We start from the raw sequence: 15159 nt of genomic DNA on the forward strand, positions 1-15159 counted from the left end.
GGTGGCAGCTATGCAGTGCGTCCGGGGTTCCGGAGGGTGTTGTGCTGACGTCTCTATCCACAGAGATGCCGACATGACAGATGCTCAAGCCAACCCCGACTCCGTCGACAGCCTGATCGCCCAGCGTGTGCCAGGCTGGCTGGTCAACCATGCCACTCCAGACCGGCTTCGGGCATTGCGTCGGGCACTACGCCGGCAGGTGAACCATACGCGCAGTCTGGAGCGGGTGCTGGGCGCTATACCACCCTTGGATACCTTCGTCGCAGGCTTGCTTGAAGACGCACTGCGCAGGGCGGGCATAGCCCACCCGGATGTGCGCGGGAGTAAAGTGCGGATCTCCCAACGCGTGGTGCTGCCGACCGGTTCGCCTGCGCTGCCGCAACCCATGTTCACACGACGCTCCAAGTGCTCATTGCTGGAAGCTGCGCTGCACAACTTTCACCGCAGCGAAACGCGGCCTGCGCTGCACCGCAAGGGCGATCTGGTGGATCGTCACGGTCGTGGCCTGCCGCTGGGCCTGGAGGCTTTTGCCGGAATGTGCCGGGAAGTGGATGCTGGCCGCCGTTACCAGGAAGCGTTAAAACAACACCTCGAGCCGCCGAGTGCGTCAGGTGAGGCGCAGGGGGAAGCAGTCACGCGGCTGAATACGCTGATTCAGGAAGGTTTTCGTAACAATTTCGAGGTCGCCGTGCGGATGGCGGTGCTGAAACGTGACCTTGATGAGCGCGCCTACCTGCTGACGCTGCCGATCATGGCCGAGCAGCCGGTGGTGCCCGCACTTGAAGCCTGCGTGGTGCCGCGTCAGCTGTATCTGATGGGGCGGCGCATCTTCGGGGTTTTGACCCTGGAGGTGCGGCCCGCGCCTGACCAGCCTGTGGAGGCGGTGATCCTCTGGATACCAGGCGATCCACAAACCCCCGTGTCCTGCCATGCCAGTTGGGCTGCGCTGAACCGCTGCCTGGGTCTGCGTTTTCTCGACCCGGCCTACCGCAGGTTCTTTACGCGCTTCATCGCCGAGCGCGACCGTATCAACTTCTACCGGGTGCTGGCAGCGCGCGTCCATCAGGCTCCGGCCTCCGGCGTGGAGCTTGATGTCAGGGACGCACCCATCGCCATGCCAATCTTCGAGTACCTGCGCAAGCAATACGTGGACAAGCGTATCGACGATGCCAAGGTGCTCGCAGTGCCCACCGGCGTCGAAGACGAAGAAGACCGCAATGCACGGCTGCAGGGCTACCTCGAACTGGGCCTGAACGCGCTGAACCTGGCGGGCTTTTTTGTGCCGGGCCTTGGCGAGGTGATGATCGTGGCCAATGTGCTGCAGATTGCCGACGAGGTTTACGAAGGCTATCAGGATTGGCGTATCGGCGATCGTGAAGGGGCAATGGATCACCTTTTCAACGTTGCCGAGAACGTGGTGGTCGGGGCTTTGATCACCAAGGGCAGTCAGCTTGGCCTGGGGGCACTGAAGCGCGTTGCCTTCGTCGATGAACTGGTGCCGGTGCAGGCATCGGCTGGCCACACCCGGTTGATGGCAGCGGACCTGCCCGGTTACCACGCTGAGCCCAGGCGTGGTTCGGGGGGAAGTGAATGGTTGTGGCATGTGGATGAGCGCCACTATCGGGTCATCGATGTGCCGAAAGAGGGGGCGTCCAGAATTCAGCATCCTGGACGCTCCAGCGCTTATCAGCCGTTGATCGAGGCCAATGGCAGTGGCGGGTGGCGGCATGAGCTGGAAGCGCCTCAGCGCTGGAGCGGGCCAGCGAACCTGGTGCGCCGCTTCAGTGCGCGGCTGGCTGATCTCCCGGATGCTACCTGTGAGTATCTGCTTGAGGTGACCGGGCTCAGCGAGGCGCAGCTGCGCCGCCTGCATGTGGAAAGCGTGGCAGCCCCCGCGCGTTTGCTGGATGCCCTGGAACTCAAGCAGGTGCACGACCTGCATCCCGACCTGGGCGCGCCAGCCGTGGCGCAGCATGTAGCGGCGCGGCAAACGCAACCCAATGCCAGCGAACGGTTGTTGCAGCGTGCGTTTCCAGGTTTGTCGACGCGGGCCACGCAGGAAGTGCTGCAGCAAAGTACGGGCGCGCAGCTCGACATGATGGGCGAGCAGCGGCGCATACCTTTGGCCGTGGCGGAGCGTGCGCGCTGGATTTTGCACGAGAGCCGGCTGGACAAGGCTTGCGCTGGGTTGCGACTGCCGCGTTGTGTCAACGCCGATACCGAGCGCTTGGCGCTGGGTTTGCTTGCGCGCCTGAATACCTGGCCTGACAGCCTGCGGGTCGAGCTGCGCGAAACCAGCTCCAACGGGCGAGTGCTGGCCAGTGCAGGCGGTGACAGCGCCGGGCATGTGCGCTGCATCCTGCGCACCGGCAGTGAATACAGGGTTGTCGAGCCACCGGTATCGGGGTCATTCATGCAAGCCCTGCTGGCCACCTTGAGCGATGAGCAGAAGTCGGCACTGGGTGATGCGATAGTCACGCCCGCCGCCTTGGGCGAACGTTTGGCCGAGGCTGCATCGCAGAACCGTACGCAGGCAGCCGAGCTCTGCGGCATGGTGCGCCAGGGCGAAGGGCTGCGCCCACCGCGCCGGCTAGGTGACGGGCGCCTCGGCTACACCCTGAGCGGTGGCCAAGGCAGTAGCCGAAGGGCTATCGCCCAAGGTATTCATCAAATTTTCCCCGCCTTGGAAGAGGGCGAGCTGGACGCCTATCTGCTGGAGCTGATGAGCCGGAGGGTGGGCTTGTGGGAGCATTACAGCCAACTCAGGGACCAACTGGCGGCTTTACGTGGCAGCCTTCAGCAGTGGCGCCGTGACACGGGAAACCCGCTGGAGGCAATGCGTCGCCGAAGGGTTGCCACTGCATTGCGACGCTGCTGGCGGCGCAAGATCACCGATCTGGCAGGTGACTATGTGCTGGTGATCGACGGTGAGCGTGTCGGCAGCCTGCCTGACTTGCCACCGGGTGTACGCTATGACCATGTACGGCGCCTGGTGCTGCGTGACCTGGGGCTGCGGGAAATCTCCTCTGACTTTCTCCAGCGCTTTCCCAACCTTGTGGAGCTGGACCTCTCCGGCAACCGGTTGACCACGGTCCCCCAGGGGATCGAACAGATGCAGCAGCTGCGCCGGTTGCACCTGCAAGGTAACAGGGTGGTGCTGGACGACCCTGGAGAACTGCGCTTGACCCGGCTTGATTCACTGCAGCAACTGGACCTGAGCCATAATCCGCTGGGCCGTGCCCCGGTTCTGACCCGCCTTGCCAACCTGCGTGAAGTCAACTTGCGGTGGGTCGGCCTTTCGGATTTTCCTGATCGGGTTTCATTTCGCGCCACTGTCGATCTGCGCAACAACCGCATCCGTGAACTGCGCCATGAGCTGCGTCAGTTGCGCCTGCAGATAGGCCAGATGTCGTTGCATGACAACCCGTTGGGCGAAGCCGATGAGGCCTTGCTGGACGAAGCCCGTGGCGTAACGGCAGGGCAGCGTGGTTCGTCTGCTGTGCGGCATCAGCCGCTTACGGACGAGCTGTTCGATACCTGGGCTGGCATGGTGACGGGTGCCGAGCGCGATCGCCAACTGGATATCTGGCAGGACCTGCGGCAGGAACCTCAGTCCATCGGCCTGTTCCGCTTTCTTGCCGACTTCGCCAGCGCGGATGATTTCGAGCGTCACCCCGGGCATTACCGAACCCGGATCTGGCGGATAATGGAGGCCTGCCGGCACCACGAGCAGTTGCGCCAGCGGCTTTTCCTGGAGGTGTCTGGCCCACGCACGTGTGAAGACAGGATGCTGTTCCTGCTTGAGCAGCTGGAACTGGGTGTGACGGTGGAGCGTGCGCTGGAGGACGCGCTGCCTGCGCAGCGGGAAGCCCGCCTGCTCGGCCTGGCGCGTGGCTTGTACCGTCTGGATGAGGTCGACCGGCTTGCCATGTTGCACATTCAGCGCATGCATGCCGAGCACCTTGTGCTGGTCGACGAAATTGAGGTACGGCTGTTCTATCGCCTGCGGCTGTCACGTTCACTCGGCTTGCCAGTCGAGAGTGATGACATGCACTACCCAGGCTTCGCCAATGTTACGTCACGTGACCTGTTACAGGTTCAGGATCAGGTGCTGGAGGCAGAGAATGCCGATACGTTGATTGCCTCGCTGGCACAACGTCCATTCTGGGAGCACCATGCCCGTGAGGCCTACGCGCAGCGCTTTGAAGAAACGCTGCAGCCATTGCAGACGCGTCTGGATTCGCTGCAGGCTCAGGCGGACGAAAACGTGATCGATGAGTGGCAGTACCTGCAGCGCTGCCAGGCGTTGAAGGTCGATTACGAGCAGGCTGAACGTGCATTGATTGCACGTTTGGCACGGGAAGCCTGGCAGCGGTGGTTGCCCAACAACCTCTGAGGCTTCCCGGTCGCGGGGGCAGTCAGGCGGCGCGGCTGTCTGCGCGCGCCTTGCTGGCGCGTTGCAGGTAGTCCAGCAGTACCTGTTGCTCCTGTGCAGTCATCGACAAGCCGAGTTTGCCACGACGCCAAAGAATGTCATCGGCGTGTTCGGCCCATTCTTCCTGCATCAGATAATCGACCTCACGGGCGAAGAGCCCCGCGCCGATCGCCTGGCCCAGGTCCTCGGGGCCGTGGACGCCGTCGAGCAGGCGCCACACGCGGCTACCGTAAGCCAGTACCCAACGTTTGGCGATATCCACTGGAAGCCAGCCACAGCGTGCCTGTACCGCATCGGTCAATGCCTGCACAGTGGTCATGTTCTCGCCACCTGGCAGGGGCGCTGTGGCCGTCCAGCTTCCGCGCATCTGCGGGAAGAACGGCTTCAGTTCAGCCATCGCCGACTCAGCCAGCTTGCGGTAGGTGGTCAGCTTGCCACCGAACACCGACAGCAACGGCGCCTGGCTGTCGCCAGCAGACAGCGCCAGGGTGTAGTCACGGGTAACGGCGGATGGGTTATCCGACTCATCGTTACACAGAGGGCGAACACCGGAGTACGTGTGCAGGATGTCGCTACGGCTCAGCGGTTGATTGAAATGCGCGTTGACTACGTTTAGCAGGTAGTCGGTTTCTTGCTCGGTGATTGCAACCTTGGCCGGGTCGCCGCTGTATTCGCGGTCGGTAGTGCCGATCAGGGTAAAACGCTCCAGGTAGGGGATGCAGAAGACGATGCGCTGGTCCTCGTTCTGCAGGATATAGGCGTGGTCGCCTTCATACAGGCGCGGCACGATCAAGTGACTGCCCTGGATCAGGCGGATGCCATACGGGGCGTCGAGCTTGAGGTCGTCCTTGATGAAACTGGCGACCCAGGGACCGGCAGCATTAACCAGTGCGCGGGCCTGAATGGTCTGCAAAGTGCCATCGGCATGTTGCAGTTCGACCCGCCACAGGCCGTCGATACGCTCGGCGCGCAAGCAGCGGGTGCGGGTGTGGAGGTGCGCGCCGTGCTCACGGGCGGTCATGGCGTTGAGCACCACCAGGCGGGCGTCGTCGACGGCGCAGTCAGCGTACTCAAAGCCACGGGTGATCGAAGGTTTGAGCGGGTACCCCGGGCCAAAGCGCAGGCTTCGCGAGGCACCCAGGCGCTTGCGCTTGCCCAGGTGGTCGTACAGGAACAGGCCGGCGCGAATCATCCAGGCCGGGCGCAGGTGCGGGCGGTGTGGCAGCACGAAGCGCATCGGTTTGACGATGTGCGGGGCCTTGGCCAGCAACACTTCTCGCTCGGCCAGGGCTTCACGGACCAGACGGAACTCGTAATGCTCCAGGTAGCGCAGGCCACCGTGGATCAGCTTGCTGCTGGCCGACGAAGTGTGTTGGGCCAGATCGTCCTTTTCGCAAAGGAAAACCTTCAGGCCACGACCCGCGGCGTCGGCAGCGATGCCCACGCCATTGATGCCGCCGCCGATCACGGCGAGGTCATAGCAGTCGGCGAGTGGTGGCTGGGACGAAACGGGCTGGGACACGGGCAAGGCCTCCTGAGGCTGTTCGCATCGAATATGAACATCGATGTTCGTTTCCGAAAATATTAGCGCAACAGAAGGCGGGTAGCCAGTCAGTCTTTATAGAAAAAACTGATCGGATGACAATAAAGTGAACATTATCGAAAATCACGGGCCGCCGGACGGCCCATTTGCTGCTCAAACCACGTCAAGGCGTATCTTGTACTGATTGAGCAACTCGGTGAGGGTGGGGGTGGGCGCCTGGTCGGTCACCAGGCAGTCGACCAGGCTGATGGAGCCCAGGCGTACCATGGCATTGCGCCCGAACTTGCTGGAGTCGGCGGCGAGAATCACTTGCCGGGCATTGGCGATGATCGCCTGGGATACCCGCACTTCCTGGTAGTCGAAATCGAGCAGGCTGCCGTCCTCGTCGATACCGCTGATCCCCACCAGGGCGAAATCGACCTTGAACTGGTTGATGAAGTCGACGCTGGCCTGGCCCACTACACCACCGTCGCGGCGCACCGTGCCACCCGCTACCAGCACTTCGAAATCGTCCTTGGCGGCCAGGATCGCAGCCACGTGCAAGTTGTTGGTGATGACCTTCAGGTGGCTGTGGTTGAGCAGTGCACGGGCGATGGATTCGGTGGTGGTACCAATGTTGATGAACACCGAAGCATGGTCGGGAATCTGCTGCGCCACGGCGTCGGCGATGCGTTGCTTTTCATCGCGCATCTGGTCGGCACGCATGGCGTAGGCAGTGTTCTCGATGCTCGAGTCATACGCTGCGCCACCGTGGTAACGGCGAAGCAGGTTGAGCTCGGCAAGCTGGTTGATATCTCGACGGATAGTCTGCGGAGTCACGACGAACAGCTGCGCCATTTCTTCGATACTGACGTAACCGCGCTCGCGCACCAGTTCGAGGATTTGTTGTTGGCGGGGGGGCAGATTCATGGGCGGTCCTTTGGGGCAGCCGGACAAATTCTGCAATGATGCCGTAGGAAGGGGATGACGGCCAGTGGACGATTGGGGCCGCGTTGCGGCCCCGATGTGCTTTACGCCTCGTGATCTTCCCAGTCACGGGTACGTTCGACGGCTTTCTTCCAGCCGGCATACAGCTTCTCTTTTTGCGTTTCATCCAGTTGTGGGCTGAACTCGCGCTCGATGATTGCCTTGTCGCGCAGTTCGTCCAGCCCGCTCCAGAAACCGCAGGCCAGGCCGGCCAGGTAAGCAGCGCCCAGGGCTGTGGTTTCGCGCATTTGCGGGCGCTCTACGCACGTACCGAGGATATCGGCCTGGAACTGCATGAGGAAGTTGTTGGCCACCGCGCCACCGTCCACACGCAGTTCGGACAGGCGCTGGCCGCAGTCCTGCTGCATGGCATCGAGCACGTCGCGGGTCTGGTAGGCGATCGACTCCAGTGCGGCGCGGATGATGTGGTCCACCTTCACACCCCGGGTCAGGCCAAACAGCGCCCCACGGGCATAGGGGTCCCAGTACGGTGCACCCAGGCCGGTGAACGCCGGCACCAGGTAGACGCCGTTGCTGTCCTTGACCTTGCTGGCGAAGTATTCGGTATCCAGGGCGTCATTGACGATCTTCAGTTCGTCACGCAGCCACTGCACAGTGGAACCACCGTTGAACACCGCGCCTTCCAGCGCATAGGCCACTTCACCACGCGGGCCGCAAGCGATGGTAGTGAGCAGGCCGTGGGACGACTTCACTGCCTGTTCGCCGGTGTTCATCAGCAGGAAGCAGCCGGTGCCGTAGGTGTTCTTGGCCTGGCCCGGCTCCACGCACATCTGGCCGAACAATGCCGACTGTTGGTCACCTGCGATACCGGCGATGTCGATGCCGCTTTTGGTCTGGCCATATACTTCGGAAGAAGAACGAACCTCAGGCAGCATCTGCCGCGGGATGCCGAGGATTTCCAGCAGCTTGTCGTCCCACTCCAGGCTATGGATGTTGAACATCAGCGTGCGCGAGGCATTGGTGTAGTCGGTGACATGCACCTTGCCGCCCGAGAACTTCCAGATCAGCCAGGTATCGATGGTGCCGAACAACAGTTCGCCACGCTCGGCGCGTTCACGGGCGCCCTCGACGTTGTCGAGGATCCACTTCAGCTTGGTGCCCGAGAAGTAAGGGTCGGTGACCAGGCCGGTGGTTTCGCGAATATAGTCTTCATGGCCGTCACGCTTGAGCTGGGCGCAGATCTCGGTGCTACGGCGGCACTGCCAGACGATGGCGTTGTAAACCGGGCGGCCGGTTTCCTTGTCCCACACCACGGTGGTTTCGCGTTGGTTGGTGATCCCGATTGCGGCTACCTGGGCATGACTGATGCCGGCCTGGGCCAAGGCCTCGACCATGGTCGCGCTCTGCGTGGCGAAGATTTCCATCGGGTCGTGCTCGACCCAGCCCGCCTGCGGATAGTGCTGGGCGAACTCGCGCTGGGAGGTGCCCACCACATTGGCGTCGCGGTCGAAAATGATGGCACGCGAACTGGTGGTGCCCTGGTCCAGGGCGATGATGTAGTGCTTGTCCTGGGTGTCTGTCATGGTCGTAGGCCTTGCAAGAATAGGAGGTCAGGGCTGGGCGGGTTGCCGGCATCAATTGGCTTGAGTATCGCCCTGGCGATTGTCATTTGTCTCAGGGTTCGCGGCAGCTGCTACTGGCAGGTTGCGGGCAATCAGGCCGCGATAGGTCGCCGCACCCAGGCAGGCGCCAAGGATCGGTGCAAACACCGGAACCAGGAAATACGGTATGTCTCGGCCGCCCGTGAAGGCGATTTCACCCCAGCCGGCCAGGAAGGTCATGAGTTTTGGCCCGAAATCGCGGGCAGGGTTCATGGCAAAGCCGGTCAGTGGGCCCATGGCGCTGCCGATCACCGCGATCAGCAGGCCGATCAGCAGCGGGGCCATGGCGCCGCGTGGCAGGCCGTTGTTGTCGTCGGTCAGGGCCATGATCACGGCCATCAGGATAGCAGTGATGACGACCTCGACCAGAAACGCCTGGCCGGTGGACAGTGACGGGTGTGGGTAGGTTGAGAACACCGAGGCCAGCTCCAGGCTGGCTTCGCTACCGCGCAACATGGCATGGGCCTGTTCGAAATCGAAGAACAGGTTGCTGTACAGGGTGTAGACCAGCGCCGCACCGCAGAATGCGCCGCAGACCTGGGCGAGCATGTAGAACGGCAGCTTGCGCTTGTCGAAACCGGCGAACAGGGTGAGGGCGATGCTCACCGCCGGGTTCAGGTGCGCGCCGGAAATGCCGGCGGTGAGGTAGATCGCCATGCTCACGCCGACGCCCCAGATGATGCTGATCTCCCACAGGCCGAAGCTGGCGCCGGCAACCTTGAGCGCGGCGACACAACCGGTGCCGAAGAAGATGAGCAGGGCAGTGCCGATAAATTCGGCCAGGCATTGGCTGGATAGCGTGGGTTGGCGTAGAGCAGTCGTCATGTATGACCTCGTTGTTTTTGTTGTGAGGCGCGTGGCGCTCGACAGCAAAGCCCGGTGTCGATCCCCATTGACCCCAGGCAAGTACAGGAAACGCACCTTAAAAGTGCGCCATTTGTTCAGAAGCGAAAAAATATAGACAAGAAACGCTGATGTCAAAGGTCGAAAGTGAACGACCAGTCACGAAATGGTCGCTGAAATCAGCGGCGGATCCCCGTACTAGAGGTGCGCGATTGCGGTGCGCTGGCTGCGCTGTGGGAATTGTCCTAAAGTAGCCGCCGAGCCGTCCCAGACCGGAGCACTTGCATGACCCCCGCCCTAGACCTGTTGAAGAAGCATCGCGCCGAGCACCGTGTGCACAGTTATGAGCATGACCCCAAGTCGGCGTCCTACGGTCTGGAGGCGGCGGAAAAGCTCGGGCTCGACCCGCAGCAGGTGTTCAAGACCTTGCTGGCGAGCAGCGAGAAGGGCGAGTTGCTGGTGGCAGTGGTGCCTGTGGTGGGCACTCTCGACCTCAAGGCCCTGGCTCATGCTGCCGGGGTAAAGAAATGCGAGATGGCGGACCCGGCGGCGGCGCAGCGGGCTACAGGTTATCTGGTGGGTGGGATCAGCCCGCTGGGGCAGAAGAAGCGGCTGCGTACGTTCATTGACGAGTCAGCGCAGAACTTTGCAACCATTCATGTCAGTGCCGGACGGCGTGGGCTGGAAGTGGAGCTGGCGGCGGCGGTGCTGGCCGAGCACACCCAAGGCAAATTTGCCGGGATCGGCCGGGGCTGAGATTGCTGGGGCCGCAAAGCGGCCCCATGGATGCAGAATCAGGTCGCCGAACTGTACCGGCGAACACCATTCTCCTGCCGCGGCAATTGCGCCGCCACACTGCCCGGCACCGGGAACAGCACCAGGTGATCGGCCTTCACCGCAATCCCCACATCTTCACCGACCTGATGGTCGTTATGGCTCGGGAAGATCGCCTCCAGCTGGCTGCCGGTCGGCAGTTGCAGGCGGTACAGGGTCGATGCCCCCAGGAAGCTCTTGCCGACGATGTTCGCCTGCAGCGCGCTGCCTGGTGCATGCACGATATCGTCGGGGCGCAGCAGCACGTCTACCGAACTGCCGGGCGCCATGATGTAGGCACGGTTACCGCGCAGTTCGCCCAGCTCGGTATTGACCGCCTCGTGGCTGCTCATCTGCCCCCGGATGAAGTACCCCTGGCCAATGAAGCTGGCCACGAAGGGCGTTTGCGGTTCGTGGTAAAGGTTGTAGGGCGTGTCCCACTGCTCCAGCCGGCCTTCCTTGAACACACCGACCTGATCGCTGACGGCAAAGGCTTCTTCCTGGTCATGGGTCACCAGGATGGCGCTGGTGCCACGGCTCTTGAGGATATCGCGAACCTCATGGCTCAGGCGCCGGCGCAGCTCTACGTCAAGGTTGGAGAACGGCTCGTCGAGCAGCAGCAGCTGCGGTTCAGGCGCCAGTGCGCGGGCCAGGGCGACCCGTTGCTGCTGGCCGCCAGACAGCTCGTGCGGGTAACGCCCGCCCAGGCCGCCCAGCTTGACCAGTTCGAGCATCTCTTCGATGACGGCGGCCTGGCGTGGATGCTTGGCGATACCGAAGGCAATGTTCTGCGCCACGGTCAGGTGCGGGAACAGCGCGTAGTCCTGGAATACCATGCCGATGCGGCGCTTTTCCGGGGCCAGGGTGAAGCCGGCGCGGGAAATGACCTCGCCGGCCAGCTGGATCTCGCCTTCGTGCACCGGTTCGAAACCGGCAATCGCGCGCAGGGTGGTGGTTTTCCCGCAACCGGATGAGCCCAGCAGGCAACCGATGTCGCCTGCGTTCAGGTGCAGGTTGAGGTTCTGGACGATGCGCTGGTCGCCGTAGCCGCAGGCGAGGTTGCGCAGGTTGAGCAGTAGGGGTTGACTCATGCGTGGTGGTAAGCCGGTTCTACAAGGAATTCGAGAAGCGCCTTCTGTGCATGCAGGCGGTTTTCAGCCTCGTCCCAGGCGACCGACCGTGGGTCGTCGAGCAGGTCCTGGCTGATTTCCTCGCCACGGTGGGCGGGCAGGCAGTGCATGAAGAGGACATCGGGTGCCGCCAGGTCGAGCAGTTCGCGGGTAACCTGGTAAGGCGCGAAATGCGCCAGGCGCCGTGCAGTTTCCTCCTCTTGGCCCATGGAAGTCCAGACATCGGTGACCACAAGGTGTGCGTCACGCACCGCTTCCTTGGCATCGCGGATGATCTGCACGCGGTCACCGCCCAGCGCCATGAAGCGCTGATCCGGCTCGTAGCCTTCGGGGCAGGCGATGCGCAGCTGGAAATCGAACTGCCTGGCGGCCTCGATATAGGAGTTGCACATGTTGAAGCCATCGCCGATCCAGGTCACGGTTTTGCCCTGGATCGAGCCGCGGTGCTCGAGGAAGGTCTGCATGTCGGCCAGCAGTTGGCACGGGTGCGACTCGTCGGACAGGCCGTTGATCACCGGCACGCGCGATTTGGCGGCGAACTCGGTCAGGGTGCTGTGGGCGTGGGTACGAATCATCACCACATCGAGCATGCTCGACAGCACGATCGCGCTGTCACCGATCGGCTCGCCACGCCCCAGTTGGGTGTCGCGCGGCGACAGGAAGATGGCCTGGCCGCCAAGCTGGATCATACCGGCCTCGAACGACACGCGGGTACGGGTCGAGGATTTCTCGAAGATCATGCCCAGCACGCGGCTCTTCAGGGGCTCGAACAGCACGCCTCGTTTGCGCAGGTCCTTCAGCTCGATGCCGCGGCGGATCACCCCGAGCAATTCGTCGGTGGTGAAGTCCAGCAGGGAGAGAAAGTGCCTAGCGCTCATGATTGACTACCTTATCTGCAACGGTATGCAGGTCGACCGTATGGTTTTTTTTGACAACGGGAGTGACCTGCGGCGTAAGCCGCACGGGGCGGACGAAAATAGGGAAAGGCGCAATACTATAAGTAAATGTCGCCTGAAGCCAAGGGGGGAAACAGCGGCCTGATTGCAAAGGGTGTTGCAAAGGGTGTCTTCACCCAGTGGCCTGTGCTGTTTTTTATTTGCTACAGGAGGTTGTACACGGCTTGCTGGCAATTTGGCAAATGGCTGTCGCAAATCGTGGGCCTGATGTCGGTGGATTCACGCGGCGAAGCGCGCTGGCCTGGGGCAGGGGCCGGGCGCATAGTCAGTGTTCGACAACAACAAGGCAGAGGCGGCCATGACCAAGACCCTGCATCACCGTGCCTGTCACCTGTGCGAAGCGATCTGCGGGCTTAATATCGAAGTCAGCCATGAGGACGACGTGCGGCCGCTGATCAGCTCGATCAAAGGCGACCCCCAGGACCCGTTCAGCCGTGGCCATGTCTGCCCCAAGGCCGTGGCCCTGCAAGATATCCAGAACGACCCGGACCGCCTGCGCCAGCCACACAAGCGCGTAGGCGAGGATTGGCAGGCCATCGGCTGGGACGAGGCCTTTGCCTTTGCCGCCGACAAATTGTGGGCGGTCCAGCAAACTCATGGGCGTAATGCTGTGGCGGTCTATCAAGGCAACCCCAGCGTGCACAACTACGGCTTGATGACCCACAGCAACTACTTTCTGGGATTGCTCAAGACCCGCAACCGCTTCTCTGCCACTTCTGTGGACCAGTTGCCGCAACATCTGGTCAGCCACCTGATGTATGGCCATGGCCTGCTAATGCCGATCCCTGACATCGACCAAACCGACTTCATGCTGATTCTTGGCGGTAACCCTCTGGCTTCCAACGGCAGCATCATGACCGTGCCAGATGTGGAAAAGCGCCTGAAGGCCCTGCGTGGGCGGGGCGGGCGCCTGGTGGTGGTGGACCCTCGGCGCAGCGAAACGGCAGCCATCGCCGATAGCCATCTGTTTATCCGCCCTGGTGGCGATGCCGCCTTGTTGTGCGGCTTGCTCAGCACCCTGTTCGAGGAGGGCCTGGCGCAAGGTTCGCACTTGCCGATCAATGGCCTGCAGCAGGTGCGCGAAGCCCTTGCACCGCTCAGTGCCGAAGCCATGAGCCGCCACTGCGGCATTGCCCCAACGCACATCCGCCAGTTGGCACGGGACTTCGCCGCAGCAGGCAAGGCAGTGTGCTATGGCCGCATGGGCGTCTCCACCCAAGCCTTCGGTACCCTCTGCCACTGGCTGGTGCAACTGATCAACCTGGTAACCGGCAACCTCGACCGTGAAGGCGGCGCGTTGTGCACCGAGCCTGCAGTCGACTTGGTGGCCACCACCTCCGGCGGCCATTTCAACGCCTGGCAGAGCCGGGTGTCGGGCTTGCCCGAGTACGGCGGCGAGCTGCCCGTGGCGGCCTTGGCCGAGGAGATGCTGACCCCTGGCGAAGGGCAGGTGCGCGCCTTGGTGACCGTGGCCGGCAACCCGGTGCTGTCCACGCCTAACGGGCGCCAGCTGGATGCGGCACTGGAAGGCCTGGAGTTCATGCTCAGCATCGACCTCTATATCAACGAAACCACCCGGCATGCCGACCTGATCCTGCCGTCCACCTGGGCGCTGGAAAACGACCATTACGACAGCACCTTCAACTTGCTGGCGGTGCGCAACGTCACGCGTTTCAACCGGTCGATCCTGCCCAGGCCGGACGGGGCACTGCATGACTGGGAAATCTTCGTCGGTCTGGCCCAGGCTTTTGCCAGGCGTGCCGAGCTTGAATTGAAACCCACCTTGGCACCTGCGCAGATGATCGACCTGGCCTTGCGCAAGGGGCGCTATGGCGAAACAACGCCTTGGCGGCTTTCATTGGCAACACTCGATGACCATCCGCACGGCCTCGACCTCGGGCCATTGCGCAGCAACCTCGCTGCGCGCCTGGCGACTGCCAGCAAGACGGTGGAGGCGGCACCCCAGGTGTTGCTGGACGACCTGCACCGCGTGGCGCAACTGGTACCTCCGGCACCGGGCGAATTGCTGCTGATCGGTCGTCGCCATGTGCGCAGCAACAACTCGTGGATGCACAATTCCCATCGGCTGGTGAAAGGCAAGCCACGGCATCAGTTGTTGATGCACCCGCAAGACTTGCAACAGCGGCAGTTGCAGGACGGCCAGCGGGTGCGTATCCGCTCGCGCACGGGGGCTCTGGAAGTCGAGGTGCAAGCCTGTGAGGACATGATGCCCGGTGTGGTCAGCCTGCCCCATGGCTTCGGCCATGGTCGCCCGGGCGTGCACCTGCAGATCGCCCAGGCGCAACCTGGCGTGAGCGCCAACGACTTGACCGACGAATGCTTGCGGGACTCGGTGTCCGGCAACGCTGCGCTCAATGGCGTGCCCGTGCAGGTGGAGGCCGCGTAAGGAATAGTAAGGCCGAGCACGCTGCTCGGCTTTCCGTTACAATGCGCCACCGTGCCGACGACAGCGTCGCAAAGTTCAGCCGAGGTGCTACATGGATATCATCGAAACGATCAAAGAGCAGATTGCCAACAACACCATTCTGCTTTACATGAAAGGCTCGCCGAATGCCCCGCAATGCGGGTTCTCGGCCAAGGCATCGCAAGCTGTGATGGGTTGTGGCGAGAAGTTCGCCTACGTCGACATCCTGCAGAACCCGGAAATCCGCGCCAACCTGCCAAAGTATGCCAACTGGCCGACCTTCCCGCAGCTGTGGGTAGCCGGTGAGCTGGTTGGCGGTAGCGATATCATGCTGGAAATGTTCCAGAACGGCGAGCTGCAGACCCTGATCAAGGACGCTGCTGCCAAAGCCAAGGCTTCCGAAGCCTGATCTTTCGGCAAGCATAA

At 62.4% G+C, this 15159-nt stretch carries 10 protein-coding genes; 4 read left to right on the forward strand and 6 right to left on the reverse strand.

Translation table 11 applies throughout. From position 1 onward, the window contains the following. Positions 1 to 73: 73 nt before the first annotated feature. Entirely contained in the window at positions 74 to 4396 is a 4323-nt protein-coding gene (locus P0Y58_07925) for an NEL-type E3 ubiquitin ligase domain-containing protein (protein ID WEK32116.1), read from the forward strand. 22 nt (positions 4397 to 4418) lie between these two features. Here P0Y58_07925 and glpD read toward each other — a convergent pair whose 3' ends face one another. From glpD to P0Y58_07945, 4 genes are all read right to left on the reverse strand, one after another. Further along, positions 4419 to 5957, reverse strand: a complete 1539-nt coding sequence (gene glpD, locus P0Y58_07930) for a glycerol-3-phosphate dehydrogenase (GenBank protein ID WEK32117.1) — start codon at positions 5955 to 5957, stop codon at positions 4419 to 4421. Positions 5958 to 6131: 174 nt separating this feature from the next. Next, positions 6132 to 6887, reverse strand: a complete 756-nt coding sequence (gene glpR, locus P0Y58_07935) for a DNA-binding transcriptional repressor GlpR (protein ID WEK32118.1) — start codon at positions 6885 to 6887, stop codon at positions 6132 to 6134. Between the two features lie 101 nt (positions 6888 to 6988). Then, positions 6989 to 8488, reverse strand: coding sequence for a glycerol kinase GlpK (glpK, locus tag P0Y58_07940; GenBank protein ID WEK32119.1), 1500 nt, complete (start codon positions 8486 to 8488; stop codon positions 6989 to 6991). A gap of 51 nt (positions 8489 to 8539) precedes the next feature. After that, entirely contained in the window at positions 8540 to 9391 is an 852-nt protein-coding gene (locus P0Y58_07945) for an aquaporin (protein ID WEK32120.1), read from the reverse strand. Between the two features lie 303 nt (positions 9392 to 9694). Between P0Y58_07945 and ybaK the strand changes: the two genes are divergently transcribed. Continuing rightward, positions 9695 to 10165: a Cys-tRNA(Pro) deacylase gene (gene ybaK, locus P0Y58_07950; protein ID WEK32121.1), complete on the forward strand. Its 471-nt coding sequence runs from the start codon at positions 9695 to 9697 to the stop codon at positions 10163 to 10165. A 38-nt stretch (positions 10166 to 10203) separates the two neighbouring features. On the opposite strand, the gene P0Y58_07955 is transcribed toward ybaK, so the two are convergent. Continuing rightward, positions 10204 to 11313, reverse strand: coding sequence for an ABC transporter ATP-binding protein (locus P0Y58_07955; GenBank protein WEK32122.1), 1110 nt, complete (start codon positions 11311 to 11313; stop codon positions 10204 to 10206). After that, the gene (gene argF, locus P0Y58_07960; protein ID WEK32123.1) at positions 11310 to 12230 is read right to left on the reverse strand and encodes an ornithine carbamoyltransferase; all 921 of its coding nucleotides are present in this window, start codon (positions 12228 to 12230) and stop codon (positions 11310 to 11312) included. Before argF ends, P0Y58_07955 begins: the two co-directional genes overlap by 4 nt. Positions 12231 to 12606: 376 nt before the next feature. Between argF and P0Y58_07965 the strand changes: the two genes are divergently transcribed. Both P0Y58_07965 and grxD read left to right on the forward strand, forming a co-directional pair. Then, positions 12607 to 14715 (forward strand): molybdopterin-dependent oxidoreductase, encoded by a 2109-nt coding sequence (locus P0Y58_07965; protein ID WEK32124.1) that lies wholly within the window; start codon positions 12607 to 12609, stop codon positions 14713 to 14715. Positions 14716 to 14806: 91 nt separating this feature from the next. Beyond that, positions 14807 to 15142, forward strand: coding sequence for a Grx4 family monothiol glutaredoxin (gene grxD / locus P0Y58_07970; protein WEK32125.1), 336 nt, complete (start codon positions 14807 to 14809; stop codon positions 15140 to 15142). Positions 15143 to 15159: the final 17 nt, after the last annotated feature.

Source organism: Candidatus Pseudomonas phytovorans, assembly GCA_029202525.1.
In the GTDB taxonomy this organism is placed as follows: Bacteria; Pseudomonadota; Gammaproteobacteria; order Pseudomonadales; family Pseudomonadaceae; genus Aquipseudomonas; species Aquipseudomonas phytovorans.